The organism is Thermus sp. H19.2 (assembly GCF_054979525.1).
Genome location: NZ_CM143429.1, coordinates 1,328,401 through 1,352,757 on the forward strand (window position 1 = coordinate 1,328,401; position 24,357 = coordinate 1,352,757).

Below are 24,357 nucleotides of genomic sequence, written 5' to 3' on the forward strand. Positions count from 1 at the left end.
GTGGCCGACCTCTGGGAGACCCTCAAGGATAGGCCCACGGGCAAGGCCCTGCGCCTCCTGGTGGAGGCCCTCCTCCTCCGAAGCCTAAAAGGGAGCCTCCGGGGGGTCTACCTGCGGGGGGAGGCCCCCGGAGGACCCCTGGTCCTCGCCCTGAACCACCACAACTTCTTTGACGGGCACCTGGTGTGGCTCCTGGGAAGGCTTTACCGGAAGCCCACGAGCCTCCTGGTGGCCGAGGAGAACCTCAGGGCCTTCCCCATGCTCAAGCTCGCCGGGACCCTGGAGGCGGGGAGGGTCCGGGAGGCCCTGAGGAGGCTCATGGGGGGAGAGTGGGTGGCCCTCTTCCCCGAGGGGGAGATGCGCTACCCGGGGCCCCTGGGGCCCCTTCGGAAAGGAGCTGCGTGGCTTGCGCGGAAGGCGGGGGTCCCCCTCCTCCCCGTGGCCCTGAGGGTGGTCCTCCGGGGCTACGAGCACCCCGAGGCCTTCCTCTGGGTGGGGAAGCCCCTTCCCCCGGAAGGAAACCTGGAGGGCGCCCTGGGTGGGCTTCTGCAGGAGCTTGACGCCCTCCTCGTCCGCACCCACCCGAGGGAGGTGCCGGAGGGCTTTCGGGAGGTGCTTCGGGGAAGGCGGAGCCTGGAGGAATGGATTCACCCTCTGGTGAGGCTTCTCCCATGACGGGGGACTTCTTCTTCGGGGTCTTCCTCTTCCTCCTCCTGAGGTGGCTCGGCCTCCTCTTTAACCTCCTCGCCTTCCTCCGCTTAAGGCCCCGCCCTACCCCCCCATGGCCCACGGCCTCCCTCCTCGTCCCGGCCCGGAACGAGGCGGAGAACCTAAAGAAGACCCTCCCCGCCCTCCTCCGCCAGGGGGCCCTCGAGGTCCTGGTCCTGGACGACCTCTCCGAGGACGGCACCGCCCAAGCGGCCCTGGAGGTGGCGGGGCACCACCCCACCTTCCGCCTCCTCCGGGGCACCCCCCCGCCCCCGGGCTGGACGGGGAAGAACTGGGCCTGCTTCCAGCTCGCCCAGGAGGCCCGGGGGGAGGTCCTGGTCTTCACCGACGCCGACGTCCTCTGGGAAGAGGGAGCCCTCGGCGGGCTTCTGGAGGCCCTGGAGGGGAAGGAGATGGTCTCCGCCCTCCCCCGGCAGGAGGTGGGCCCTAGGGAAGGCGCCCTGGTGGCCTTTGTGATGAACGGGCTCTTCTCTTTCCTCCCCCACCCCCTCCTGGAGCGCCTACGGGTGGCGAACGGCCAGGTGCTGGCCTTCCGAAGGGCGGCCTACTTCGCCATCGGGGGGCACGAGGCGGTGAAGGGGGAGGTCTTGGAGGACGTGGCCCTGGCGAGGCGGATGGGGGCCTACGGGCTCTTCCTGGGCGGGGGGCTTTTCCGGGCGCGGATGTACCGGGGCTATGTGGAGGCGGTGGCGGGCTTCGCGAAGAACTTCCTGGCGGTCCACCTAAAGAACCCCGCCCTCCTCCTGGGCTCCGCCTTCTACCACCTCGCCCTCTACACCCTCCCCTGGCTCTTCGGGCGGTGGGAGCTCGGGCTTATGGGGCTTCTGGAGCGCCTGGCGGTGCAGTGGGCCCTGGGGGGGCCCCTCTGGCCCGGCCTCCTCCCCCCCCTCGCCCCCCTTCTCCTCCTTCCCGTGTACCTCCGGGCCCTCCTCCCGGGGAAGCGCTGGAAGGGGCGGGAGGTGTAGGCGCCATGCCGACCCGGGCCGGCGTGGAGCCCCGGCAAAGCCTCACCGAGGGGTTGACCCTGGCCCCCCCGTCTCAACTAGACAGACCGGTCTATTCCGGGTACCCTGAAAGGGTGAAGGCCGTTTGGCAACTCCAGGAGGCCAAGGCCCGCTTCTCGGAGGTGGTGGAGCGGGCCCTTAGGGGCGAGCCCCAGCTCGTCCTCCGCCGGGGCAAGAAGGCGGTGGTGGTGCTGGACTGGGAGACCTACGCCCGGCTCGTCGGGGAGGAGACCTCGGTCCTCGAGGCCCTTAGGCCCCCCAAGACCCTTCCCAACGAGGAGGTGGAAGCCCTCTTCCAAAGGCCAAAGGCGGGCTTCCGGGAGGTGGAGCTCTGAAGTACCTCCTGGACACCAACGTGGTCTCCGAACCCCTCAAAAAGCGCCCCCATCCCAGGGTGCTCGCCTTTTTGCGCCAGCTCAAGGTGGGGGAGGCGTACCTCTCGGCCCTAACCCTTGGGGAACTCGCCCAGGGGGTAGCCCGGGCCCCGGAAGCCCGGCGGCCCACCCTCGCCATCTGGCTTTCGGAGCTGAAGGAGAGCTTCTCTGGGCGAATTCTCCCCTTGGACGCCGAGGTGATGGAGATCTGGGGGGAACTCACGGGGAAAGCCCTGGTGGAGGGCAGGCCTCTTTCCCCTCTGGACGCCATGCTGGCGGCCACGGCCCTCCGGCACGGCCTGACCCTGGTCACCCGAAACACCGAGGGCTTCCGCCACCTCCCCGTGCCCCTCCTGAACCCCTGGGAAGTGTGAGGGCGGACTGACCCGGAAGTCTAGGCCTGGGGAAAACTGGTCCCAATGGCCTTCCTCCTCCTTTCCCTCTTCCTCTCGGGGCTCGCGGAGGAGCTCTGGGACACGGGGACGGCCCTCTGGCTCGCCGCCCAAGGAAACCCTCTTCTCCTGGGGGTTCAGCACGCCATCGGCTGGGGTGCCTCGGTCCTGGCCCCCTTCGCCGGGTACCTCCTGGACCGGGTGGACCGGAAGAGGGCCCATCTCTTCGCCCTCCTCCTCCGGGGAGGCGCGGTGGGGATTTCCGCCCTGGCCTTGGGGGCCCTCGGCCCCGGGGCCTTCCTCGCCCTCTACCTCCTGGGAAGGGCGCTGGGCCTCTTCGCCGCGGGGCGGGTGCTGGTGCCCCGCCTGGTTTCCCGGGACAGGCTGGAGTGGGCCCATGGCCTGGTCTCCAGCGCCTTCCTCCTCGCGGGCTTTCTGGGGAGCGGCCTGGGGGGCCTCCTCTTCGCCCGGGAGTGGACGTATCCCCTTCTCGCGGCCTCGGGGGCCTTTCTCCTCGCCGCCCTGCCCTTCCTAGGGCTTCCCGGCCCCGTGCGCCCGGAAGGGAGGGCCAAGGAGGGGCTTTTCGCCGGGCTCGCCTTCCTCCTGGAGGCGCCCCTCCTCCGCAAGGTCCTCCTGCTGGTGGGCCTCGGCGACCTTTTGCGGGTCATGGCCTACGCCCTCCTGCCCCTCCTCGCCCTGAAGGCCTACGGGCCGGAAGGCTTCGGCCTCCTCTCCGGCGTCTTCGGCCTGGGCGGGGCCCTGGGGGGGCTCTTGGCGGCCCGGCTGGCACCCCTAGGTCCAGGTAGGGCCCTGGCCCTCCTCTTCGGGCTGGACGCCCTGGCCTTCGGCGGGCTCCTCGGGCTTCCCCCTTTCGGCCTCGCCCTCGGCCTCGCCCTTCTGCCAGGGGTGAGCGCCGTGGCGGGGACGGTCTTGGAGCTCTCCCTGCGCCAGCGCCTCGCCCCGGACGCCCTCCTGGGCCGCCTAGGAGGCGCGGTAGCCCTGGTGAGCGGCCTCTTCGGGCTTCTCGGGGCCCTCCTCGCCGGGGGGTTGGGCCGGGCCATGGGGGTGGAGGGGGTCTACGGGGCCTCGGCCTTGGGCTTCCTTCTCCTCTCCCTCTCCGGCCCGAGGCTCCTTTCCCGGGGGTAGCCCCCTGTGTGGGCCAGGCCCAACTCTTTTGGCCCTGGGCCTGGTAGACTCCTCCCCATGCGGGCCATCGTCATCGGAAGCGGGGTGGGAGGGCTCTCGGCGGCCATCCGGCTTGCCGCCATGGGCCTTCAGGTCCTGGTCCTGGAGAAGCTCCCGGGGCCTGGGGGAAGGGCCTTTGTGCACCGGGCCCAGGGCTTCACCTTTGACATGGGCCCCACGGTGATCACCGTCCCCCCCTTCCTGGAGGACCTCTTCGCCACCGCTCCAGGCGACCCCAGGCTCTACCCCGACTTCCCCGAGGAGGGGGGGCTTAAGCAGACGGAGCGCTACGTGAAGCTGGTCCCCTTAGACCCCTTCTACCGCCTCCACTTCCCGGACGGCACCCACTTTGACTACAAAGACGACCCCGAGCACCTGAAGGGCGAGATCGCCCGCCTCGCCCCGGAGGACCTCGAGGGCTACCGCCTTTTTGAGGGCCACGCCAAGGCCCTCTTCCAGAAGGGCTTTTTGGAGCTCGGCTTCACCCACTTCGGCAGCCTCCTGGACCTCCTCAAGGTGGCCCCGGACCTCCTCCGGCTGGACGCCGTGCGGCCCCTCTTCTCCCTGGTCTCCCGTTACTTCAAGAGCCCCAAGACCCGGCAGATCTTCTCCTTTGAGTCCCTCCTCATCGGGGGAAACCCCCTGCAGGTGCCCGCCCTCTACGCCATGATCCACTTTGTGGAGCGCCGCTGGGGGGTGCACTTCGCCATGGGGGGGACGGGGGCCCTGGTGCGGGGCCTGGTGCGGAAGCTGGAGGAGCTCGGGGGGAAAATCCGCTATGGCGCCCCCGTGCGCCGCATCCTCACCAAGGGGCGCCGGGCCGTGGGCGTGGTGCTTCAGGACGGGGAGAAGATTGAGGCCGACCTCGTGGTCTCCAACGCCGACTACGTCCACACCTACGGCGAGCTTCTCGCCCCCGAGGACCGCTTCTGGCACGGCGACTGGCGCCTCAAGCGCACAAGGCTTTCCCTGAGCCTCTTCGTGGCCTACTTCGGCTTCAAGGCCCGGGGGGACGAGGGGGAAAGGCTTAAGCACCACAACGTCCTCTTCTCCCATCGCTACGAGGGGCTTCTCCGGGACATCTTCTGGCGGAAGGTCCTCCCCGAGGACTTCGCCCACTACCTCCACCTTCCCACCCTCACCGACCCCTCCCTGGCCCCCCCGGGGCACCACGCGGCCTACACCCTCATCCCCGTGCCCCACAACGGGAGCGGCCTGGACTGGGCAAGGCTCGGCCCCCAGTACCTGGAGAAGGCCCTCCGCTACCTGGACGAGGCGGGGTACCTCCCCGGGCTCATGGACCGCCTGGTCTACACCCACTTCATCACCCCGGACTACTTCCAGTGGACCCTGAATAGCCACCTGGGCAACGCCTTCGGTCCCGAGCCCGTGCTCTGGCAGACGGCCTCCTTCCGCCCCAAAAACCGCTCCGAGGACGTGCGGGGCCTCTACCTGGTGGGCCAGAGCTACCAGCCGGGGGCGGGCCTGCCCAGCGTGATGATGTCCGCCAAGATGACCGCCCGGCTCATCGCCCACGACCTGGGCCTGGAAAGGGCCCCTAAGGGCCTTCTGGAGGCGCGGGGGTGAACATCCGGGAGAGGAAGCGGAAGCACCTCGAGGCCTGCCTGGAAGGCGACGTGGCCTTCCAGAGGACCACCACGGGGCTGGAAGGCTTCCGCCTCCGCTACCAGGCCCTGGCGGGCCTCGCCCTAGGCGAGGTGGACCTCACCACCCCCTTCCTGGGGAAGACCCTGAAGGCCCCCTTCCTCATCGGGGCCATGACCGGGGGGGAGGAAAACGGGGAGAGGATCAACCTGGCCCTGGCGGAGGCCGCGGAGGCCTTAGGGGTGGGGATGATGCTGGGCTCGGGCAGGATCCTTCTGGAGCGACCCGAGGCCTTAAGGAGCTTCCGGGTGCGCAAGGTGGCCCCAAAGGCGCTCCTCATCGCCAACCTGGGCCTCGCCCAGCTCAGGCGCTACGGGCGGGACGACCTCCTCCGGCTCGTGGAGATGCTGGAGGCGGACGCCCTCGCCTTCCACGTGAACCCCCTCCAGGAGGCGGTGCAGCGAGGGGACACGGACTTCCGGGGCCTCGTGGAGAGGCTCGCCGCGCTCCTCCCCCTCCCCTTCCCCGTGATGGTGAAGGAGGTGGGGCACGGCCTCTCCCGGGAAGCGGCCCTGGCCCTACGCGACCTTCCCTTGGCGGCGGTGGACGTGGCCGGGGCCGGGGGGACGAGCTGGGCCCGGGTGGAGGAGTGGGTGCGCTTCGGGGAGGTGCGCCACCCGGAGCTCTGCGAGATCGGGATCCCCACCGCCCAGGCCCTCCTGGAGGTGCGGGAGGTCCTGCCCCACCTCCCCCTGGTGGCCTCCGGCGGGGTCTACACGGGCACCGAAGCCGCCAAGGCCCTGGCCCTGGGGGCGGACCTGGTGGCGGTGGCCAGGCCCCTCCTCAGGCCCGCCCTGGAGGGGGCGGGAAAGGCGGCGGCCTGGATCCGGGACTACCTGGAGGAACTCAGGACCGCCCTCTTCGCCATCGGGGCGAGGAACCCGAAGGAGGCCCGGGGGCGGGTGGAGCGGGTGTAGACGACCTCTGAACCTAGGGAGCTACGTTTCCCGCTTGGCCCGGGAGTGGTGGGACACCGAGCCCCTCCTCCGGGTTCAGCGGGAGGCCCTGAAAGGGAGGTGGCTTGACCCGTCCTGAGGCCCTGGGCCGGATCTTCGCCCGGTTTCTCTAGGCCTCGGGAACGCGCATCAGGGCCCGGGGGTAGGGCTCCAAGAGGGCCTGGGCCTCCACGTAGGGCTCGTGGAAGCGCCGGGCCCAGGAGGCGAGGAGGGCCAGGGGGGCCTCGAGGGGAAGGCGCTCCTCCCGGAAGTCCACGAGGAGATCCAGGAAGTGGGCCTTTTCTTGGGCGCCGAGGGCCTTCTTGAAGTAGCCAAAGGCGTGGAAGAGGGCGTCGGCCATGGCCCCGAGGCGGTAAGGCCTCCCCGTGGCCCGCAAAAACCCCTCCTCGTAGGCCCCATGGACCTCGGGGAAGGGCCTCCCCTGGGCCCCGGCGAGGAGGCGGCCAAGGGCCCTGGCCTCCTTCTGGTTGTAGGCCATGAGGAGGAGCTTGTAGCGGGCGTGAAAGGCCATGAGGCCGGGAAGGTCCCCCACCCGCCGAAGCCGGGCGAGGGCGAAGACCCGGGTGAAGAAGTGGGCCCGGATGCGGGGGTTGGTAAGCCTCCCCTCGTCCTCCTTGGGAAGGAGGGGGAAGGCCTCCTCCACCGCCTGGGCGAAAAGCCCCGGTCCCTTCCCCACCACCCCGCCCCCCTCGGGGTGGGCGTAGACCTTGGCGTCCTTGAGGGCGCAGGAGGGGGAGCGGTTCTTGAGGAGGAAGCCCTCCACCGGTCCCAACCCCTCGAGGAACCCCCGGCCGAAGGCCCGCATCCTCTCCGTGAGGTCCTCCCCGGTCCGGGGCTGGACCATCCTGGGACCCCCTTCCCCCCGCACCAGGCGCACCACGGGCCTCGGCACCCCGAGGCCGATCTCCACCTCGGGGCAGACGGGGAGGAAGTCCACATGGGCCCTTAGGGCGGCCACGATCTTGTCGGGGATGAGCTCCCCGGAGTAGCGCACCGCGGCGAACCCCAGGCAGGCGCTCACCACCAGGCGCGGCTTGGGCCAGGACTCCATGCCCCCATGGTACAGGGCGGCAGGAGAGGGCAAAGGCCCCGGCCTTGGGCCGGGGCCCAGGAAAACCGAAGGCTCAATCCCCGAACTTGTTCTGCTGCAGGAAGCTCGCCGTCTGCTGCACGGAGGGGAGGGCCCCCGCCACCTTCCTGAGGTTGGCCCGCGTCCCCTTGTACCAGGGGATGGTGGTCTTGGGGTCGGTGTAGTCGGAGACCAGGGAGTTGGAGGTGCCCCGCCAGTGGTACATCACCAGGAAGAGCATGCCCGGCTTCACGGCGTCCGTGACGTAGACCAGGAAGGTGCCGTTCCCCTCCTCGTTGTAGACCTCCACCAGGTCCCCGGACTGGAGGCCGAGGCGCTTGGCGTCCTCGGGGTTCACCTCCACGTAGGGGAGGGGCAAAGCCAGGGCCTTCTCGGGGAGGTGGCGGTCGTGGTAGGCGGTCTGCCAAATGGTCTGGGCCCGACCGGTGGTGACCCAGAAGGGGTACTGCCGGGCCTTCTCCCCTTCCAGGTACTTGGCCACCTCGGCGGGGTAGCCCTCCCAGTCGTCGGTACCGTACCACTTGAACTTGCCGTCGGGGGTACCGAACTTGTGGGTGTAGCGGCGCACCGTACCCACCAGCTTCCCCGTCTTGGGGTCGCGGCGCACCGGCGTCTGGATGCCTCGCTGGCCCACCTCCTTGAGGAACTTGTAGGTGACCCCCTTGTAGTTCTCCGCCTCCAGCTTGGCCTCGTCCTCTTCGGACACGGCGTTATCGCTGAACTCCTCGGCCCCGGCGAGGAAAACGTCCTCGTCCGTGTTCCAGTTCTTGCCGAACTCAAACTTCTTCGCCTCTTCCAGCTTCCCCTCGGCCCGGTAGAGCTCGGCGATGCGCAGGCCCACCCACTTGAAGATCTCCCAGTCGGGCTTGGCCTCCCCGGGCGGGTCCATGAACTTCTCGTAGAGGCGGAGGAGGCGGCTGTTGCAGTTGATGGAGGTATCGTTGGCCTCGCCCCAGGCGGCGGCGGGGAGGATGAGGTGGGCGTCCCGGGCGGTCTCCGTCATGTAGATGTCCTGGACCACCAGGAAGAGGGCGTCGGGGTCCTGGTAGAGGATGTCCAGGATCTTCTTTGCCCGCTCTTGGATGGTCCCGGGCTCGCCCCCGGCGCCCAGGGCCTTGGTGAGCTTCTCCGTGCGCTCGTGGATGCGCTTGCGGAAGACCTGGCTGTTGGGGGTGGAGAGGTAAGGGTCGGTGGCGATGACCCAGTAGAACTTGCCCTTCCCCTCCACGAGGAACTTGTCCACGTTGACGGGAGGCCCGCCCCGGTAGATGGAGCCCGGGGTGGGGGCAGGGGGCCGGACGTACCCCTCCTGGTGCCCGCCCTGGCGGCCGCAGCCCGTGCCAGGCCGGCCGATGTTGTGGGTGAGGACGGCGAGCTGGACGATGGCCGCCACCTGGTCGTAGTTCTTCATGTTCCAGATGATGCCCTTCTCGTAGATGGTGAGGGTGCGGCGCTTGAAGCGGCCCACCTTGGGCTTGGCGATCCAGTCGGCGGCCTTCTCTATCAGGGCCCGGGGCACACCGGTAATGCGCTCCGCCTGGGCCATGAACTCGCTGTAGGGCACCTGGAGCTTGAGGCTCTTGGCCTTGTACTCCTCAAAGAGGGCCATGTCCGTGCGGGCCTGGAGGTAGGCCATGTCGTAGTAGCCCTTCTCCCAAACCGCCCGGGCGATGGCGTTGGCCAGGATGTAGTCCGTGCCCAGGTTGGGCTGGAGGAGGAGGACGCGGTCCTTGGCCACAGCTTCGGCCAGGGTGTAGGAGCTGGTCTTCCTGGGATCGATGACGATCAGGTACCCGGGCTCGGCGGGCTCGCCCCGATCAAAGACCTGTTGCTTCTCCGCCACCGTAGCCCCCTGGAGGTTGGGGAGCATGTGCTCGGCGTAGAACACCGTGGCCGTCTCGTAGGGGTTCGCCCCCCAGAGGACGATGGTGTCGGCAAGCCGGGCGTCCTCGTAGGTGTAGTTCAGCTCGTGGACGCCCCTTTCCCGGCTTCCCCAGACCTCGGAGTTGTAGGCGGGGCGGTTGTGGATGGCGATGTGCTTCACGGAGAGGGCGGAGAAGAAGAGCTTCCCGGCGCCGTAGTTGTCCTCAAAGCCCTGGCCCGAGCCCCCGTGGTCGTAGCACTTCACGGCGATGTTGTCGTCGTTGCCGTCCCGGTCCCGGATGCCCTTGGGGTTTGCTTCTGCCACCTGAAGGAGAAAACGGGCCTTTCCGCCCCCACCGTGAGCCACCACCTTCGCATCCTGAGGGAAGCGGGGCTGGTGGAAGGGGTGCGGGTAGGGCGCTGGATCTACTACCGCCTGCGCCCGGGAGCCCTGGAGGCTTTGGCCCACGAGCTTTTGCACCTGGCCCGCCAGGCGAGGAAAGCCTTGGAAGTTGAGAAAACGGGCTAAACGCCACCTGGCCCCACGCCCTTGCCCTACCATGAGGGCGTGGCGGAAATCCGCGTGGGCACGGCCAGCTGGACGGACGAGACCCTCTTGGCCTCGGGCTGGTACCCCAAAGAGGTGAGGCACCACCCGGAAAGGCGCCTTCGCTACTACGCCCAACACCTGGACACCGTGGAGGTGGACAGCACCTTCTACGCCCTACCCCGCCTCGAGGTGGTGCGGAAGTGGGCGGAGAGGACGCCAAAGGGCTTCCTCTTCCACGTCAAGGCCTTCTCCGCCTTCACCGGGCACGGCCTCGAGGCGGGTGCCCTTCCCAAGGACCTGAGGGCCCTCCTCCCCCAAAAGGAGGGCCACCTCCCCCAGCGGGAGGTACCGGAGGAGGTGGTGGAGGAATCCTGGGGACGCTTCTTCGCCGCCCTAGAACCCCTGAGGGAAGCGGGTAAGCTGGGCTACCTCCACTTCGGCCTCCCTCCCTGGACCGAGCCCAAACCCAGGAGCTTCCGGTACCTGGAGCGCCTGGCGGAGAGGACCCGGGGATACTGGGTGGCCGTGGAGTTCCGCAACCCCAAGTGGTACACCGCCTGGGGGTTCGTGAAGCGGGAGCTTATGCGCCTCGGCCTCATCCACGTGAGCGTGGACGCGCCCCCCCACCCGGAGGCCCCACCGAGGGTCCTGGAGCCCACCCATCCCGTGGCCGTGCTCCGCTGCCACGGCCGGAACACCGAAACCTGGAAGGGACCCCACCAAAAGCCCTACGAGCGCTTCAACTGGCGGTATTCCGAGGAAGAGCTTTTGGACCTGGCAGAGGCCACCCGCACCCTGGCGGAGCGGGCGGAAAGGGTCTTCGTCATCTTCAACAACAACTACGGCACCCAAGGGGTGGAGGCCGCCTTGGGCCTCAAACGCCTCCTAGGCCTCCCGCCCAGGGCTGGGTCCGAGGCCTTGCTTTAAAGGGCCAGGGCTAGCCCCTCCGCCCGGGGGTCCGAGGCGGCGCAAAGGGCCTCCCCAAGGCGAAGAACCGCCTGGCCCCGCCCAAAGAAGCCGTACTCCGCCTCGTAGCGCACCCGGTGCCCCAGGTCTTTGAGAAAGAGGACCGTGGCCTGGGGGATGCCGGGCTCCAGAAGCACCTCGTCCCCCGGCACCGCCTGCCAGCGGGGCCGGTCCAGGGCCGCCTGGGGGTTCAGCCCGAGGTCCGCCAGGCCCACCACCACCTGGACGTGCCCCTGGGGCTGCATAAACCCCCCCATGACCCCAAAAGGGCCAAGGGGCTTCCCCTCCCGGGTGAGAAAGCCCGGGATGATGGTGTGGAAGGGCCTCTTCCCCGGCCCCACCCGGTTCGGGTGCCCCTCTTCCAGGCTGAAGCCCAGGCCCCGGTTCTGCAGGGCGATCCCCGTCCCCGGCACCAAAACCCCCGAGCCAAATCCCTGGTAGTTGGACTGGATGAGGGAGACCATCACCTCCCCGTCCGCCGCCGCGAGGTAGACCGTCCCCTCGGGGCGGAGCCCGGGAAGGACCCGGGGAAGGGCCCTCTCCCCAATAAGCCTCCTCCTCTCGGCCGCGTAGGTCTTGGAGAGGAAGGCCTCGGGGGAAAGCTCCATGTGCCGGGGGTCGGCCACGAAGCGGTAGGTGTCCGCCAAGGCGAGGCGCATGGCCTCGATCTGCACGTGGTAGCTCCAGGGGTCCTCCGGCCTCAGGTTAAACCCCTCCAAAAGGTTCAGGGCGAGGAGGACCGCCACCCCCTGGCCGTTGGGGGGAAGCTCCCAGACAGTCAGGCCCTTGTACTCCGTGGAAAGGGGGGCCACCCACTCCGGGGCGTGGGCCTCCAGGTCCTCCCGGGTAAGGAGCCCCCCCGTGGCCCCGCTGAAGCGGAGAAGGGCCTCGGCCAAGGGCCCCCGGTAAAGGCTTTCCCCGTAGCTCTCGGCGATCTCCCTAAGGGTCTTGGCGTGAAAAGGGCTCCGCCACACCTCCCCCGCCCTTGGGGCCCTCCCTCCGGGGAAGAAGACCTCCTTGAAGGGCCCAAACTCCGGCCCCTCCAGGGGAAGAAATACGCCTTCCGCCCGCCGCCAGCTCCTCGCCGTCTCCGGCCCCACGGGGAAGCCCTCCTCGGCGTAGCGGATGGCGGGGGCGAGGACCTCGGCGAAGGGAAGCCTGCCCCAGCGTTCGTGCAGGGCCCGCCACCCCGAGACCGCCCCCGGAACGGTCACGGGAAGCCAGCCCCGCTCCGGCATCCTTCCGGGAAGCCTCTCCGGGGTGAGGGCGAGAGGGCTTTTCCCGGAGGCGTTCAGGCCGTGGAGGGTTCCGTCCCACACCACGGCGAAGAGGTCCCCCCCGATCCCGTTGGAGGTGGGCTCCACCACGGTGAGGCAGGCGGCCATGGCAATGGCCGCGTCCACAGCGCTTCCCCCCCTTAAGAGCATCTCCATCCCCGCCAGGGCCGCAAGAGGCTGGCTCGTGGCCACCGCGCCCCGCCTTCCCAAGACCACGTGGCGGCGGGAGGGGTAGGGGTAGTGGGTGAGGTCCATGGCCCCATGCTACCTTTAAGGGGATGGCCCGCACCCCCCTCTCGGAAGCCCAGGAGGATTACCTGAAACAGCTCTTTCTCTTGGAGGAAGGCCTTGGGGGTCCCGTCCCTACCCAAACCTTGGCGGAGCGGCTCGGGGTCAAGCCCCCTTCGGCCACGGAGATGCTCAAGAAGCTGGCGGCCCTGGGGCTGGTGCACCACAGCCCTTACCGGGGGGCCAGGCTCACGGAGGCGGGGCGAAAGGTGGCCCTGGAGGTCCTGCGCCATCACCGCCTCCTCGAGGCCTTCCTCCATCAGGCCCTGGGCTACGGCTGGGAGGAGGTCCACGAGGAGGCCGAGCGCCTGGAACACGTGATCAGCGAGGCCCTGGAGGAGCGCATCGCCGAGGCCCTGGGCCACCCGGCCTTTGATCCCCACGGCGACCCCATCCCGAGCCCCGAGCTCACCCTCACCCCCACCCCGGCCATCCCCCTGCCCCAGGCCCCCCTGGGGGAGGTGCGGATGGTCCGGGCCTTGGCCCAAGACCCGGGGACCCTGAACCTCCTCGCCCACCTGCACCTAAGGCCCGGGGTCCGCTTCCTCGTGGTGGACAAGGGGGAAGGGGTTCGGGTGGCCATAAGGGGCGAGGTCTTCCTCCTGCCCCAGGCCCTGGCTCAAGCGGTGGGGGTGGAGCCTTTAGGCTAAGGGCATGCGCCTCGTGGAGCCCTTATACCACCCCATGCTGGCCCAAGCCAGCATGGGGGCCCCGGCCAAAAAGGCCCGCGGGGCTTCCGTACCTGGGCTTGGGCGAAGGATTCACGCCAAAGGGGTATTAGAGCTTCCGTGCGCTTCGCCACCCGCCGGGACCTTCCCCGGACTTCACTCCAGGCCCAGGTGGACCAGGGTCCGGAAGGCGTGCTGGAGCCGGGCCCCAAGCCGGGAGTGAAGCGCCCGCTCGGGCTCCAGAACCGAGAGGAGGTTCGGGGCCTGGGTGAGGTAGAGGGCGGAAACCCCTAGGGCAGGGTCCACGAAGAAGAAGGTCCCGCCAAAGCCCGCCCAGGTCCACTCCCCCACGGAGCCCGGGGAGTAGCCCATGGGCTCCACCCGCACCGCCACCCCCAGGCCGAAGCCGTACCCGGGCCCGGGAAGGTACTCCGGCCCCCGCTTGAGGGCCTCGAGGTAGAGGCTTCCCAGGTGGTCCTGGACCATGAAACGCGCCATGGTGGGGGAAAGCACTCCCCGCCCCAGGCGGAGGGCCTCGAGGAAGCGGAGGTAGTCCGCCGCCGTGCCCACACCCCCCATCCCCCCGGCGTAGCGGGGAGGCGGGGCCTCCACGGGGAGGAGGGCGATCCTCCGGCCGGTTTCGGGGTCCTGGGGGAAGGGCTGGGCCAGGCGGGCGGGGTCTTTGGCCTGGAAGCCCGAGTCCTCCATGCCCAAGGGGCGGAAAACCCGCTCCTCCAAAAGCTCCGCCAAGCCCCGCCCCGCCAAAGCCTCCAGGAGGTGGCCCAGGAGGTCGGTGGCGAGGCCGTACTCAAAGGCCTCCCCGGGCTGGAAGCGCAGAGGAAGGGCGGCGAGACGCTCCAAAAAGGCCTCCCGACCGAGGTCAAACCGGTCCACCCCGGCCTCGAGGTAGAGGCGCTTCACCGGGGAGCGGAAGAAGACCCCGTAGGTGAGGCCCGCCGTGTGGCGGAGGAGGTCGTAGACGGTGAGGGGGCGCCTCAGGGGCTCCAGGACCACCTCCTCCCCCACCTCCCGCCCCACCTTTAGGGCGGAAAACCCCGGCAGGTACTTCTCCACCGGGTCCAGAAGGGAAAGCGCCCCTTCCTCCACGAAGCTTAGGGCCAGGGCCGAGACCCAGGGCTTGGTCATGGAGTAGAGGCGGAAGAGGGCGTCCTCCCGCATGGGAAGCCCCCGCCCCGGGTCCAGGTACCCATAGACCCCCTGGAAGGCCACCTCCCCCTCCCGGGCCACCAGGACCACGGCCCCGGGGAGAAGGCCCTCCTCCACCATGCGCCGGAAGTACGCGTCCAGCCTCCGAAAGTCCATCCTCACCACCCCTGGGGAACAGGCCTTCTAGGGCTCAAAAGGAGCCAAAGAGCGAGGAGGAGAAGGCCCAAGGGAAGAAGCCACTTCACGAAAAGGCCGATGAGGCTCAAGGCCACCCCCAGTACCGCCAGCAAAAGGGCCACGGGGAGGGCCAAGGCGGCGAGGAGGAGGACCAGGGGAAGAGCGAAGAGGGCGAGGGCCAGGGCCACGAAGGGGCTCAGGAGAGACCAGGCGAGGACGAGCCCCAGAAGGAAGAGGAACCAGCCTAAGACCCGCATGCCCTAAGCCTACACCCTCCCACCGCCGGGGCCCCCCTGCGGGCGCAAGCCCGCAGGGGGTGATCTTAGGCCGGGGCCGCCCCGACCGTCCTTCCCCCGTCCACGAAGAGGACCTGCCCGGTGATGAAGCTGGACTCGTCGGAGACCAAAAAGAGGGCGGCGTAGGCCACCTCCAAAGGCTTCCCCGCCCGGCCCAAGGGGGTGGCGGCGATGGCCTTCTCCCGCACCTTCTCCGGCACCTGGGCCGTCATCCGCGTCTCAATAAACCCCGGGGCCAAGGCGTTCACCCGGATCCCCCACCGCCCAAGCTCCAGGGCCAACGTCCGGGTAAGCCCCACCACCCCCGCCTTGGAGGCAGCGTAGTTCGCCTGCCCCAGGTTCCCCAGGTAGACCCGGCTGGCGGTGAGGACGATGCTCCCCGGGTTTTTCTCCCGCATGGCCTCGGAGGCCGCCTTGGCCACCAGGAAGCTCCCCGTGAGGTTCACCTTAAGGACCAGCTCCCAGTCCTCCAGGGGCATCTTCCAGTGGAAGTTGTCCCGGGTGATCCCGGCGTAGTGCACCACCCCGTCCAGCCGCCCCAGGTGGGCCAGGGCCTCGGCGAAGCCCCGCTCCACGGAGGCGGGGTCGGCCACGTCCATGACCACCGGAAAGGCCCCCACCGCCTCCGCCGCCTCCTTTAAGGGGCCTTCCTCTATGTCGCAGGCCACGAGCCTCGCCCCCTCCTTGGCGAAAAGCTCCAGCGTGGCCCGGCCGATGCCGTGGGCCGCCCCCGTGATGAGCACCGCCTTGTCCTTGAGCCGCATCCCGCACCTCCAGACGACCAACCGGTCGGTAGGCTCACCCTACCCCAGCCCCGGCCCCAGCGTCAAGGGCCAGGCGTAGTAGGGGGTCTCCACGAACTCGGGAGGCCCCCCTAGGTAGACCCGAAGGCCGGGAAGGAGCAGGGTACTCCCTTCCCACTCAAAGGCCAAGGGGTCCACCTCCAGGGGATAGTGGAGGACGCCCTCCCGGGGGAGGCCCAAGCGGAGCCACTCGGGAGGGGCAAGCCGTCCCACCAGGAGGTAGCGGGCCCTCCTGGGCCCCCTTTCCGTGTACAGGGCCACCTCCTCCCCCAGGTCCAGGAGAAAGGCCCGCCGCCTCACGTAGAGCCTGGCCCTATCCGTCCAGGTAGACATGGGGCCTGCCCTCAAAGAAGGCCACCCGCACCCCCGGGCCGTAGAGGGCGGCAAGAAGCCCCTCCCGCAGCACCTCCTCGGGCCTCCCCTGGGCCAGGAGCCTGCCCCCCTTAAGGATCGCCACCCGGTGGGCGAGGGCCGCCTGGTTGGGGTCGTGGAGGACGGAGAGCACCCCCACCCCCATCCCCGCCAAGCGCTTGAGGAGGGCCACCACCCCTCCTTGGTGTTCCAGGTCCAAAAAGGTGGTGGGCTCGTCCAGGAGGAGGTACCTGGGCCTTCCCGCCAGGGCCCGGGCCAGAAGGACGCGCTGCCTCTCCCCGCCCGAGAGGGTGCCGAGGAACCTTCCCCGGAACGCGGAGGCCCCGGTGACCTCGAGGGCCCACTCCACCGCCTCCCGGTCTTCCCGCCCCTCCCTTCCCCAAAGCCCCAGATGGGGAAGCCTCCCCAGGCGCACCACCTCCTCCACGAGAAGCCCCTCGGGGTAGGGGCCGTTTTGAGGAAGGTAGGCGAGGAGGCGGCCCCGCTCGTAGCTTCCGTAGGCCCTAAGGGGCCTTCCCTCCAGGAGAACCTCCCCCCTTCTCGGCCGGAGAAGCCCGGCCATCGCCTTTAGGAGGGTGGTCTTCCCCGAGCCGTTGGGCCCGAGGAGGGCGAGCCACTCCCCCGGATGAAGGGCGAGGTCCAGGCCCTCGAGGACGAAGGGGCCGTATACGCCCCTGGCCTCAAGCCCGCCCACGGCGCCTCCACATGAGGTAGAGGAAGAAGGGCCCCCCGAGGAGGGTGGTGACCACGCCCACCGGGAGCTCGGCGGGCCGGGCCAGGGTGCGGGCGAGGAGGTCGGCGAAGGCGAGGAGCGCCCCGCCCCCTAGGGCGCTTGCCGGGAGGAGGAGGCGGTAGTCCTCCCCCAGGAGGCGGCGGAGGAGGTGGGGGGTCACCAGGCCCACGAAGCCGATGATCCCCGCCTGGGCCACGGCCGCGGCGGTGAGGAGGCTCGCCGCACCCAGAAGAAGGAGCTTGAGGGCCTCGAGGGGAAGCCCCAGGCTCTTCGCCGTCTCCTCCCCGAGCCCTAAGGCGTTCAGCACCCGGCCCAGGAAAAGGAGGGGGGGGAAGGCCAGGGCGAAGAAGAGGGCGAGGACCCGCACCCCCTCCCACCCGGCGAAGGCCAGGTTGCCCAGGGTGTAGGCGAAGACCGCCCGCACCCGGTCGGCGTCCTGCATCATCAGGTAGGTGGTGAGCCCGGTGAGGACGCTCCCCACCACCACCCCGGCGAGGACGAGCTCCCCGGTGCGGGCCACCCCCCCCGCCAGGACCAGGGTGAGAAGGGTGGCCAGGAGGGCCCCCCCGAAGCCGAAGAAGGTGGCGGAGAGGGGGAGGTGCTGGAAGACGGCGTGCTGGGCGAAGGCGGGGGAAAGACCCCCGAGAAGAGCGGCGAAGAGGGTCACGGCGAAGGCCGCCCCCGAGGCGGAGCCCATGAGGTAGGGGTCGGCCAGGGGGTTGCGGAAAAGCCCCTGGAAGGCCGCCCCCGATACCGCCAAGGCCGCCCCCACCAGGACCCCGGCCAGGACCCGGGGAAGCCGGAGCTCGGTGACGATGGGGTTCTCCACCCGCCCGAGGAGGGCCCCCACCACCTCCGCCGGGGAGAGGGAAACGGCCCCCAGGCCCACCCCCAGGACCAGGGCCAGGAGGAGCAGGGCAAGGAGCCAGGCGAAGACCAGGCTCCGCCTCAGGGCCAGGGGAAGGCTTAGGGTCATGGCCTGCCGTGGAAGCAGTCCACCAGGAGCCTCAGGCCCTGGGCCACCCGGGGGCCGGGGCGGGAAAGGAGGCTGTCCTCCCCCCCGGTGTAGACGCAGATCCGCCCGTTCTGCACGGCCCTCACCCGGTCCCATCCCGGCCGCTTGCGGATGGTCTCCAGGGCGTTCGGGTAGGTGGCCACGATGACCTCGGGGTCCTTCTCCACCACGAACTCGGGGCTGATCTTGGGGAAGAGGCCAAGCTCCTTGGGCACGATGTTCACCCCCCGGGCCTTACTTATGAGGACGCCGATGAAGCTCTCGGGGCCCACGGTGTAGGGGGTGGGGTCGATCTCGTAGTAGACCCGGGGGCGGGACCTGGCCTTGGCCGCCCGGGCCTCCTCCTGGTAGACCTCCTTCTGGATCTGGGCCACCAGGCGCTCCGCCTCAGCGGGAAGGCCCAAGAGCCTCCCCAGGGTGCGCACCGTCTTAAAGATGTCCTCGTAGGTCTCGGTCTTCACGGCGTAGACCGTGAGCCCGGCCCGCTCCAGGGTCTCGTAGAGCCTCCCGTACTTAGAAACCAAGACCAGGTCGGGCTTGAGGGAGACGATGAGCTCGGGGTTGGGGTTGTAGAGGCCGCCCGCCTTGGGAAGCTTCTTCACGCCTTCCGGCCAGTCGGAGTAATCGTCCGTGGCCACGATCCGGTCGCAGGCTCCCAGGGCGCAGACCGTCTCCGTCACCGACGGGAGCATGGTGACGATGCGCTTAGGCGGGGCCTTGAGGGTGACCGTGCGCCCCAGGTCGTCCTGCAGGGTGAGGGGAAAAGCGAAGGCCAAGGCCAGAAGAACCGAAAGCGCCGCCAGCAGTCTTTTCATGCCTACCTCCCTAAGGCCGCTAGGGCCAGGCCCGGGGGAGGTAGGGAAAAACCCCTGCCGGGAGGCAGGGGCTAAAGGCAAAGGCCGTTTATCCCCCACTTCTCCCCCATCCGCGTGAGGTGCCCGCCTTGGGGTAGGGCGGGCGGCCCTGGCAGGTATTCGGGCTTCCGGCCTGCGAAGAAAGGCCTGACGCTGGGCCGGTTACCGTTGCGGGACAGCGCCGGACTTGCACCGGACTTCCCCACTTTAAGCCGGGACTACGCGTCCAGGCACCAGGGCAACGGGACCTGGCTTTGGGACCCTAGCGGGCCTTAGCCTTCAGGCTAAGGCGCGAGGAGGGATCTGACAAGGGGGCTTGACAACTGAGCTCTCATCACTTTCCTCCCCCCAGCTCCTGAAGCAACCTGACCAACTCTGCCAGCACGGCTTCCTTCCAAGGCGGGGGCCCCTGGGCCAGGGCGATCCGGCCCAGGCGGAAGAGGCTCTGCCGCTCGGGATGGGCCAGGAGCCGGGGAAGCCATTCCCTGCCCCGCAAGCACACCCCCAGAAGGACCAAGAGCGCCATCCCCAAGGCCAGAAGCCATAACCACCCCCTGAGGCTCGCCCCCGTCCGCAGCCGATGGCGGTCCAGCCCAAACCCCTGCCCCTTCAGGTCCCTAAACCCCTCTTCAATCCAAACCCTCCACCCATAGGAAGGCTCCCCACCCAAGGGCCCCCAGTAGGCCAGATACCAGGGCTCCCGACCCCCCGGGTACACCAGGAGGGTGACCTCCACCCCCTCCCCGCCATGGCCCAGGTCAGCGAAGCTACCTTGAAGGCGGACCTGTCCACGCTCGGGGCTGGCCGGCTTGGGGAAGCGCTCCCCCAGGAGGAAGCGCTCCTTCTCCTCGGTCTCCACGCCTCGGTTGCGCCGCAGGCGGATGAGGAAGCCCATGCCCCACTCCTGGAGCTTTCGCATCAGGGAGACCCGGTCAAACCCCCGGTCCAGGAGGAAGAGGGGGGTGTACCCCAGGTCCTGGACGGCGCGGCCCAGGCGGTGGAGGAAGTCCTCTTCCACCCGGTTTTGACTGGGGAAGGGGGAGAGGGGGTGAAGGGCGAAGGCCACCACCAGGGCCCTTCCCTTGAGGGGGAGGGCGGCCACCAGGGCCTGGTGCTGGCCGTCCTCGGCGGGGGTCCAGTCCACGAGGAGGGGTAGGGGTCGGCTTTTGGGGAAACGGGGGAGGAGCAAGGGGAGGAGGGTTTGGGTGAGGGTCCAGGGGTCTTGCAGGTGGGGGTGATGGAGGAAGCGCCAGAGGCGGTTGAGGCGGCTTTGGGCCAGGATGGGGAGGGGGGTTCTGCGGGCGAGGTCGGAGAGGGTGGGGTCTAGGGGTGCGGTGAGGAGGGTGGAGAGGAAGAGGGCGAGGTTGGAGCGGGTGGTTTTCCTTAGGGGGGCGAAGACCTTGTGGACCCAGGGGGTGATAAGTTGGGAGAGGGGGGTGGTGGGTGGCATACCTTACTCACCCCCCTCTTCTCTTCCCTTGTCAAGCCCCAGCCCTCAAAGTGATGAGAGCTCAGGGCTTGACAAGGGAAGGCCAGGGTGGTTTGCTTAGTGCTGAGAACGAACTAAAGGGGGCGAGGGTGCGCAAGGGAGACACGCAGGAAATCCGCAGGCTGAACCGCCGGGCCATCCTGGAGCACCTGCGTAAGGGCCCCCTGACCCGTGCAGAGCTATCCCGGCGCACCGGCTTGGCCAAGAGCGCCATAAGCCGCCTGGTGGAGGAGCTCTTGCAAGAAGGCCTCCTGGAGGAAGGGGCCTTCACCTCTCCCCCCTTGGGACGTCCCGGCACCCTTCTGCACCTGCGCCCCGGAGCGCGCTTCGCCCTAGGGGCGGAGCTTGGCGTGGAGGGCACGGTGCTTTTGGCCCTGGACTGGCGGGGCGAGGTGCTCTGGGCCAAGGAGTGGACGCATCCCCGGGAAACCGGCCTCGAGGCCCGGCTCCACCGCCTCTTGGAAGAAGCCCTTCCTCAGTCCCCAGGAGCCCTGGGGCTGGGCTTTACCGTGCCTGGGGTAGTGGTCGCAGGCCGCCTGCTTCTGGCCCCCAACCTGGGCTGGAAGGACCTGGACCTCGGCCTCCTTCGGGCCCCTCTTCCCCTCTGGCCGGAAAACGACGCCAAGGCCTCGGCCCTCTCCGAGGTCTTCCTCCACGGGGAGACCCACCTGGCCTACCTCGTCCTCAGCACCGGCCTGGGGGTGGGGGTGGTGGCAGAGGGGCGGCTGTTGAGAGGGGTCAACGGGGCCTTAGGGGAGCTTGGCCACTGGCTGGGAAGCGGGGGCAGGCCCTGCGCCTGTGGCCGGCGGGGGTGTTTGGAAACCGAGCTGGGGCTGGATAACCTCCTGGCCCACCACCGGGCCCTGGGAGGAAGGGCGGAGGACCTAGAGGCCCTCCTCCACCTGGCCCGAGGAGGGGACTCCCTCGCCCTAAGGGCCCTCGCTCACCTGGGCGAGGCCCTGGGCCGCTTCCTGGCCAACCTAGCCGTGGCCTACGATCCGGCGCGGGTGGTAGTGGGGGGAAAGGTGGCGGAGTTCTTCCCTTTTCTGGAGGATTCGCTTAGGCGGGCCCTCGAGGCCCACGCCTTCTTGGAAGCCCACCGGGGCCTTCCCGTGCAGCCCTCGGTCTACGGGCACCTGGCCCCGGCGGTGGGCGGCGCCAGCCTTTTTCTGGCGCGGTTTTTTGAGCTGGGCGGCCTGTGGGCGGAAGGCCCACGTCGCAATGGAGGTAGGTATGAGGAAGTGGCTTTTGGCGATCGGCGTGGCCTTGGGGCTTAGCGCCCTGGCCCAGACGGGCAAGCTGGAGATCTTCTCCTGGTGGGCGGGCGACGAAGGTCCCGCCCTGGAGGCCCTCATCCGGCTTTACAAGCAGAAGTACCCGGGCGTGGAGGTCATCAACGCCACCGTGACCGGCGGAGCGGGGGTCAACGCCAAGGCGGTGCTCAAGACCCGCATGCTGGGGGGCGACCCCCCGGACACCTTCCAGGTGCACGCCGGGATGGAGCTCATCGGCACCTGGGTGGTGGCGGACCGCATGGAGGACCTGACCTCCCTCTTCCGCCAGGAAGGCTGGCTCCAGGCCTTCCCCAAGGGGCTCATTGACCTGATCTCCTACAAAGGAGGCATCTGGAGCGTCCCGGTCAACATCCACCGCTCCAACGTCATGTGGTACATCCCCGCCAACCTGCAGCGGTGGGGGGTGACCCCGCCCAAGACCTGGGCGGAGTTCCTGGCCGCCTGCCAGACCCTCAGACAGAAGGGCCTCCAGGCTCCCTTGGCCCTAGGGGAGAACTGGACCCAGCAGCACCTCTGGGAGAGCGTGGCCCTGGCCACCTTGGGAGCGCAAGGCTGGAACGACCTCTGGAGCGGCAAGCTGAAGTTCACCGACCCCAAGGCGGTGGCGGTCTGGGATACCTTCGGGAAGGTCCTGGACTGCGCCAATAAGGACGCCGCCGGCCTTTCCTGGCAGCAGGCCGTGGACCGGGTGGTCCAGGGACAGGCGGCCTTCAACATCATGGGCGACTGGGCCGCTGGGTACATGGCCACCACCCTGAAGCTTCGCCCGGGCACCGACTTCGCCTGGGCGCCTTCCCCGGGAACCTCCGGGATCTTCATGATGCTCTCCGACTCCTTCGGCCTGCCCAAGGGAGCGAAGAACCGCCAGAACGCCCTCAACTGGCTGAGGCTCGTGGGCTCCAAGGAGGGGCAGGACACCTTCAACCCCCTCAAGGGCTCCATCGCCGCCCGGCTGGACTCCGACCCCGCGAAGTACAACGCCTACGGCCAGTCCGCCATGAAGGACTGGAAGTCCAACCGCATCGTAGGTTCCTTGGTCCACGGGGCCGTGGCGCCCGAGAGCTTCATGAGCCAGTTCGGCACCGTGATGGAGATCTTCCTGCAGAGCAAGAACGCCCAAGCGGCGGCCAACGCCGCCCAGGCCATCGCCAGCCAGGTGGGCTTAGGCCGTTAAGGGCTGGAAACCCGTGGGGGCCTAGAGCCCCTGCGGGTTTTTCCCTGGAGGCAACGTGCGCGACCGGATCACGGCCTTTCTGGTCCTCCTCCCCTCCTTGGTGGCGGTGGGCATCTTCGTCTACGGCTTCATCGGGCAGAACCTTTGGGCCTCCTTCACCGACTGGGGGCGAAACCCCGCCCAGGCCCTGGCCCTAAGGCCCGAACTCAAGTTCGTGGGTCTGGAGAACTACCGCGAGCTTTTCACGGGTTTCGTGGACGCCCGCTTCCGCCAGAGCGTGGTGAACCTGATCTTCTTCACCTTCTTCTTCATGGCGGGAAGCCTGGGGCTTGGGCTCCTTTTGGCTCTGGCCCTGGACCGAAACCCTAAAGGGGAGGGGTTTTTTCGCACCGTCTTCCTCTTTCCCATGGCCCTCTCCTTCGTGGTCACAGGGACCATCTGGCGCTGGCTTCTGCAACCCCAAGGAGGGGTGAACGTTCTCCCCACCCTGTTCGGCCTGCCGCCCCTCTCCTTCCCCTGGCTCACCACCCGGGCGCAGACGCTGGTGTTTGACTGGAACCAGCTTCCCTTCTACACGGCCCTCGTGGTGGGGTTTGTCCTCCTTTACCTGGCCTGGAGCGCTCTTCGTGAGGGGGAAAGGAGGCGCCTTCTTTGGAGCCTGGCCTCGGCGGGGGTTCTCCTCCTTTGGGCCTTTACCTTGGGCCGGGGACTCAAGCTCCTCCCTTATCCTGAGACCCACGGCTTCAGCCTGGCCCTGGTGGGGGTCATCCTGGCGGCGGTCTGGCAGATGTCAGGGTACACCATGGCCCTCTACCTAGCGGGCCTCCGGGGAATCCCCGTGGAGGTCCTCGAGGCCGCCCGGGTGGACGGGGCCAGCGAGTGGCAGGTTTTCCGGCGGGTGGTCTTCCCCATGCTCGCCCCCATCACCCTTTCGGCCATGATCGTCCTGGGGCACATCGCCCTTAAAATCTTTGACCTCATCTTCGCCATGGCCGGCCTGGACTACGCCCCCACCGACGTCCCCGCCATCTACATGTACCTCCTGGCCTTCCGGGGCAATCAGTTCGCCAAGGGAGCGGCCATAGGCATCCTCCTCCTCCTCTTGGTGGCGTTGGTGGTCGTTCCCTATCTGGCGAGCCAGCTCAGGAAGGAGGTGAGGCGGTGATGGGCCGGGCGCTCCTATACGCCTTCCTTCTCCTGGCCACCGCCTTCTTCCTTCTCCCGGTGTACCTGGTGGTCCTCACCGCCCTCAAGGAGCCCGCCAAGATCACCCTGGACACGGTCTGGCGCTGGCCTGACCCGGTGTACTGGGAGAGCTTTCGCATCGCCTGGGAAGCTTTTCGCTCCAAGTTTCAAAACAGCCTGGTCCTGGCCCTCTCCGCCACCCTTCTCTCCGCCCTGGTAGGGGCCCTCAACGGGTACGTGTTGGCCAAGTGGCCCTTTAGGGGGTCCAATCTCCTCTTTGCCCTGATGCTCTTCGGCATGTTCATCCCCTACCAAAGCATCCTCATCCCCCTCTTCCAGTTCGTGAAGGGCATCGGGCTTTACGGGACGCTCCTTGGCCTCATCCTGGTGCACGTGGTCTACGGCATCCCCATCGTCACCTTGATTTTCAAAAACTACTACAGTGAAATTCCCGATGAGCTGGTGGAGGCGGCCCGTATAGACGGCGCCGGCTTCTTTGGGGTGTTCCGCCACGTGATCCTGCCCCTCTCCGCCCCGGCTTTCGTGGTGGTGGCCATCTGGCAGTTCACCCAGATCTGGAACGAGTTCCTCTTCGCTGTGACCCTCACCCGTCCCGAGAGCCAGCCCATTACCGTGGCTTTGGCCCAGCTGGCCGGAGGGGAGGCGGTGAAGTGGAACCTGCCCATGGCGGGAGCCATCCTGGCGGCCCTGCCCACCCTCCTCGTCTACATCTTCCTGGGCCGCTACTTCCTCCGGGGGCTCCTGGCGGGATCGGTGAAGGGGTAGAGTA

The 24,357-nt window shown here is 68.6% G+C and carries 25 protein-coding genes and 1 riboswitch; of the genes, 14 read left to right on the forward strand and 11 right to left on the reverse strand.

Features of this window, described 5'->3' with window-relative positions; all coding sequences use genetic code 11:
* From ACY5J6_RS07270 to fni, 7 genes are all read left to right on the forward strand, one after another.
* Positions 1-675, forward strand: a complete 675-nt coding sequence (locus ACY5J6_RS07270; RefSeq protein WP_462844326.1) for a lysophospholipid acyltransferase family protein — start codon at positions 1-3, stop codon at positions 673-675.
* Positions 672-1,694 (forward strand): glycosyltransferase family 2 protein, encoded by a 1,023-nt coding sequence (locus ACY5J6_RS07275; protein WP_462844327.1) that lies wholly within the window; start codon positions 672-674, stop codon positions 1,692-1,694. Before ACY5J6_RS07270 ends, ACY5J6_RS07275 begins: the two co-directional genes overlap by 4 nt.
* Positions 1,695-1,807: 113 nt before the next feature.
* On the forward strand, positions 1,808-2,068 hold the full coding sequence (locus ACY5J6_RS07280; RefSeq protein ID WP_462844328.1) for a type II toxin-antitoxin system prevent-host-death family antitoxin: 261 nt from the start codon (positions 1,808-1,810) through the stop codon (positions 2,066-2,068).
* Entirely contained in the window at positions 2,065-2,481 is a 417-nt protein-coding gene (locus ACY5J6_RS07285) for a PIN domain-containing protein (protein WP_462846505.1), read from the forward strand. Before ACY5J6_RS07280 ends, ACY5J6_RS07285 begins: the two co-directional genes overlap by 4 nt.
* Positions 2,482-2,526: 45 nt before the next feature.
* Positions 2,527-3,645, forward strand: coding sequence for an MFS transporter (locus ACY5J6_RS07290; protein ID WP_462844329.1), 1,119 nt, complete (start codon positions 2,527-2,529; stop codon positions 3,643-3,645).
* A gap of 57 nt (positions 3,646-3,702) precedes the next feature.
* Complete coding sequence (crtI, locus tag ACY5J6_RS07295) at positions 3,703-5,271, forward strand: phytoene desaturase family protein (protein ID WP_462844330.1); 1,569 nt, start codon at positions 3,703-3,705, stop codon at positions 5,269-5,271.
* Positions 5,268-6,266 (forward strand): type 2 isopentenyl-diphosphate Delta-isomerase, encoded by a 999-nt coding sequence (gene fni / locus ACY5J6_RS07300; RefSeq protein WP_462844331.1) that lies wholly within the window; start codon positions 5,268-5,270, stop codon positions 6,264-6,266. Before crtI ends, fni begins: the two co-directional genes overlap by 4 nt.
* Positions 6,267-6,414: 148 nt before the next feature.
* On the opposite strand, the gene ACY5J6_RS07305 is transcribed toward fni, so the two are convergent.
* A complete protein-coding gene (locus ACY5J6_RS07305) occupies positions 6,415-7,356 on the reverse strand; it encodes a YbgA family protein (protein ID WP_462844332.1) in 942 nt (313 codons plus the stop codon).
* Positions 7,357-7,429: 73 nt separating this feature from the next.
* Positions 7,430-9,583, reverse strand: a complete 2,154-nt coding sequence (locus ACY5J6_RS07310; protein WP_462844333.1) for an arsenate reductase (azurin) large subunit — start codon at positions 9,581-9,583, stop codon at positions 7,430-7,432.
* Here ACY5J6_RS07310 and ACY5J6_RS07315 point away from each other — a divergent pair.
* Together ACY5J6_RS07315 and ACY5J6_RS07320 are read left to right on the forward strand one after the other, a co-directional pair.
* Positions 9,506-9,787, forward strand: a complete 282-nt coding sequence (locus ACY5J6_RS07315; protein ID WP_462844334.1) for an ArsR/SmtB family transcription factor — start codon at positions 9,506-9,508, stop codon at positions 9,785-9,787. The two genes, ACY5J6_RS07310 and ACY5J6_RS07315, sit on opposite strands and share 78 nt — an antisense overlap.
* Positions 9,788-9,826: 39 nt before the next feature.
* Complete coding sequence (locus ACY5J6_RS07320; RefSeq protein ID WP_462844335.1) at positions 9,827-10,735, forward strand: DUF72 domain-containing protein; 909 nt, start codon at positions 9,827-9,829, stop codon at positions 10,733-10,735.
* Here ACY5J6_RS07320 and ACY5J6_RS07325 read toward each other — a convergent pair.
* Positions 10,732-12,306: a gamma-glutamyltransferase family protein gene (locus ACY5J6_RS07325; RefSeq protein WP_462844336.1), complete on the reverse strand. Its 1,575-nt coding sequence runs from the start codon at positions 12,304-12,306 to the stop codon at positions 10,732-10,734. The two genes, ACY5J6_RS07320 and ACY5J6_RS07325, sit on opposite strands and share 4 nt — an antisense overlap.
* A 23-nt stretch (positions 12,307-12,329) precedes the next feature.
* Between ACY5J6_RS07325 and mntR the strand changes: the two genes are divergently transcribed.
* The gene (gene mntR, locus ACY5J6_RS07330) at positions 12,330-12,989 is read left to right on the forward strand and encodes a manganese-dependent transcriptional regulator MntR (RefSeq protein ID WP_462844337.1); all 660 of its coding nucleotides are present in this window, start codon (positions 12,330-12,332) and stop codon (positions 12,987-12,989) included.
* A 174-nt stretch (positions 12,990-13,163) separates the two neighbouring features.
* Here the strand turns inward: mntR and ACY5J6_RS07335 are convergent, their stop codons facing one another.
* The 8 genes from ACY5J6_RS07335 to ACY5J6_RS07370 form a co-directional block, all read right to left on the reverse strand.
* On the reverse strand, positions 13,164-14,330 hold the full coding sequence (locus tag ACY5J6_RS07335; protein WP_462844338.1) for a serine hydrolase domain-containing protein: 1,167 nt from the start codon (positions 14,328-14,330) through the stop codon (positions 13,164-13,166).
* Positions 14,331-14,332: 2 nt separating this feature from the next.
* Positions 14,333-14,608, reverse strand: coding sequence for a hypothetical protein (locus ACY5J6_RS07340; RefSeq protein WP_462844339.1), 276 nt, complete (start codon positions 14,606-14,608; stop codon positions 14,333-14,335).
* A 65-nt stretch (positions 14,609-14,673) separates the two neighbouring features.
* Positions 14,674-15,411 carry an SDR family oxidoreductase gene (locus ACY5J6_RS07345; protein WP_462844340.1) on the reverse strand — a complete coding sequence of 246 codons (738 nt, stop codon included), beginning with the start codon at positions 15,409-15,411 and terminating at the stop codon, positions 14,674-14,676.
* A 39-nt stretch (positions 15,412-15,450) separates the two neighbouring features.
* Entirely contained in the window at positions 15,451-15,783 is a 333-nt protein-coding gene (locus ACY5J6_RS07350; protein WP_054638629.1) for a hypothetical protein, read from the reverse strand.
* Positions 15,764-16,516, reverse strand: a complete 753-nt coding sequence (locus ACY5J6_RS07355; protein ID WP_462844341.1) for an ABC transporter ATP-binding protein — start codon at positions 16,514-16,516, stop codon at positions 15,764-15,766. The genes ACY5J6_RS07350 and ACY5J6_RS07355 overlap by 20 nt, the downstream gene beginning before the upstream one ends.
* Positions 16,503-17,531 (reverse strand): FecCD family ABC transporter permease, encoded by a 1,029-nt coding sequence (locus ACY5J6_RS07360; protein WP_462844342.1) that lies wholly within the window; start codon positions 17,529-17,531, stop codon positions 16,503-16,505. Before ACY5J6_RS07360 ends, ACY5J6_RS07355 begins: the two co-directional genes overlap by 14 nt.
* Positions 17,528-18,385 (reverse strand): ABC transporter substrate-binding protein, encoded by an 858-nt coding sequence (locus ACY5J6_RS07365; protein WP_462844343.1) that lies wholly within the window; start codon positions 18,383-18,385, stop codon positions 17,528-17,530. Before ACY5J6_RS07365 ends, ACY5J6_RS07360 begins: the two co-directional genes overlap by 4 nt.
* A 133-nt stretch (positions 18,386-18,518) precedes the next feature.
* A riboswitch (cobalamin riboswitch) is annotated at positions 18,519-18,677 on the reverse strand.
* Positions 18,678-18,758: 81 nt separating this feature from the next.
* Positions 18,759-19,874 (reverse strand): IS4 family transposase, encoded by a 1,116-nt coding sequence (locus ACY5J6_RS07370; protein WP_462844344.1) that lies wholly within the window; start codon positions 19,872-19,874, stop codon positions 18,759-18,761.
* A gap of 128 nt (positions 19,875-20,002) precedes the next feature.
* On the opposite strand from ACY5J6_RS07370, the gene ACY5J6_RS07375 reads away from it, so the two are divergent.
* From ACY5J6_RS07375 to ACY5J6_RS07390, 4 genes are read left to right on the forward strand one after another with little or no spacing between them, the layout of a single operon-like run.
* Entirely contained in the window at positions 20,003-21,190 is a 1,188-nt protein-coding gene (locus tag ACY5J6_RS07375) for an ROK family transcriptional regulator (RefSeq protein ID WP_462844345.1), read from the forward strand.
* Positions 21,147-22,382, forward strand: coding sequence for an ABC transporter substrate-binding protein (locus ACY5J6_RS07380; protein WP_462844346.1), 1,236 nt, complete (start codon positions 21,147-21,149; stop codon positions 22,380-22,382). Before ACY5J6_RS07375 ends, ACY5J6_RS07380 begins: the two co-directional genes overlap by 44 nt.
* Positions 22,383-22,437: 55 nt before the next feature.
* Positions 22,438-23,547, forward strand: coding sequence for a carbohydrate ABC transporter permease (locus tag ACY5J6_RS07385; RefSeq protein WP_462844347.1), 1,110 nt, complete (start codon positions 22,438-22,440; stop codon positions 23,545-23,547).
* The gene (locus ACY5J6_RS07390; RefSeq protein WP_462844348.1) at positions 23,547-24,353 is read left to right on the forward strand and encodes a carbohydrate ABC transporter permease; all 807 of its coding nucleotides are present in this window, start codon (positions 23,547-23,549) and stop codon (positions 24,351-24,353) included. Before ACY5J6_RS07385 ends, ACY5J6_RS07390 begins: the two co-directional genes overlap by 1 nt.
* Positions 24,354-24,357 lie beyond the last annotated feature (4 nt).

Bases quoted from the DNA above. Each gene is read 5' to 3' on its own strand.
- ACY5J6_RS07275 (WP_462844327.1), top strand. From the start codon at position 672: ATGACGGGGGACTTCTTCTTCGGGGTCTTCCTCTTCCTCCTCCTGAGG.
- ACY5J6_RS07290 (WP_462844329.1), top strand. From the start codon at position 2,527: ATGGCCTTCCTCCTCCTTTCCCTCTTCCTCTCGGGGCTCGCGGAGGAG.
- crtI (WP_462844330.1), top strand. From the start codon at position 3,703: ATGCGGGCCATCGTCATCGGAAGCGGGGTGGGAGGGCTCTCGGCGGCC.
- ACY5J6_RS07305 (WP_462844332.1), bottom strand. From the start codon at position 7,356: ATGGAGTCCTGGCCCAAGCCGCGCCTGGTGGTGAGCGCCTGCCTGGGG.
- ACY5J6_RS07325 (WP_462844336.1), bottom strand. From the start codon at position 12,306: ATGGACCTCACCCACTACCCCTACCCCTCCCGCCGCCACGTGGTCTTG.
- mntR (WP_462844337.1), top strand. From the start codon at position 12,330: ATGGCCCGCACCCCCCTCTCGGAAGCCCAGGAGGATTACCTGAAACAG.
- ACY5J6_RS07335 (WP_462844338.1), bottom strand. From the start codon at position 14,330: ATGGACTTTCGGAGGCTGGACGCGTACTTCCGGCGCATGGTGGAGGAG.
- ACY5J6_RS07340 (WP_462844339.1), bottom strand. From the start codon at position 14,608: ATGCGGGTCTTAGGCTGGTTCCTCTTCCTTCTGGGGCTCGTCCTCGCC.
- ACY5J6_RS07345 (WP_462844340.1), bottom strand. From the start codon at position 15,411: ATGCGGCTCAAGGACAAGGCGGTGCTCATCACGGGGGCGGCCCACGGC.
- ACY5J6_RS07350 (WP_054638629.1), bottom strand. From the start codon at position 15,783: ATGTCTACCTGGACGGATAGGGCCAGGCTCTACGTGAGGCGGCGGGCC.
- ACY5J6_RS07360 (WP_462844342.1), bottom strand. From the start codon at position 17,531: ATGACCCTAAGCCTTCCCCTGGCCCTGAGGCGGAGCCTGGTCTTCGCC.
- ACY5J6_RS07365 (WP_462844343.1), bottom strand. From the start codon at position 18,385: ATGAAAAGACTGCTGGCGGCGCTTTCGGTTCTTCTGGCCTTGGCCTTC.
- ACY5J6_RS07370 (WP_462844344.1), bottom strand. From the start codon at position 19,874: ATGCCACCCACCACCCCCCTCTCCCAACTTATCACCCCCTGGGTCCAC.
- ACY5J6_RS07380 (WP_462844346.1), top strand. From the start codon at position 21,147: ATGAGGAAGTGGCTTTTGGCGATCGGCGTGGCCTTGGGGCTTAGCGCC.
- ACY5J6_RS07390 (WP_462844348.1), top strand. From the start codon at position 23,547: ATGGGCCGGGCGCTCCTATACGCCTTCCTTCTCCTGGCCACCGCCTTC.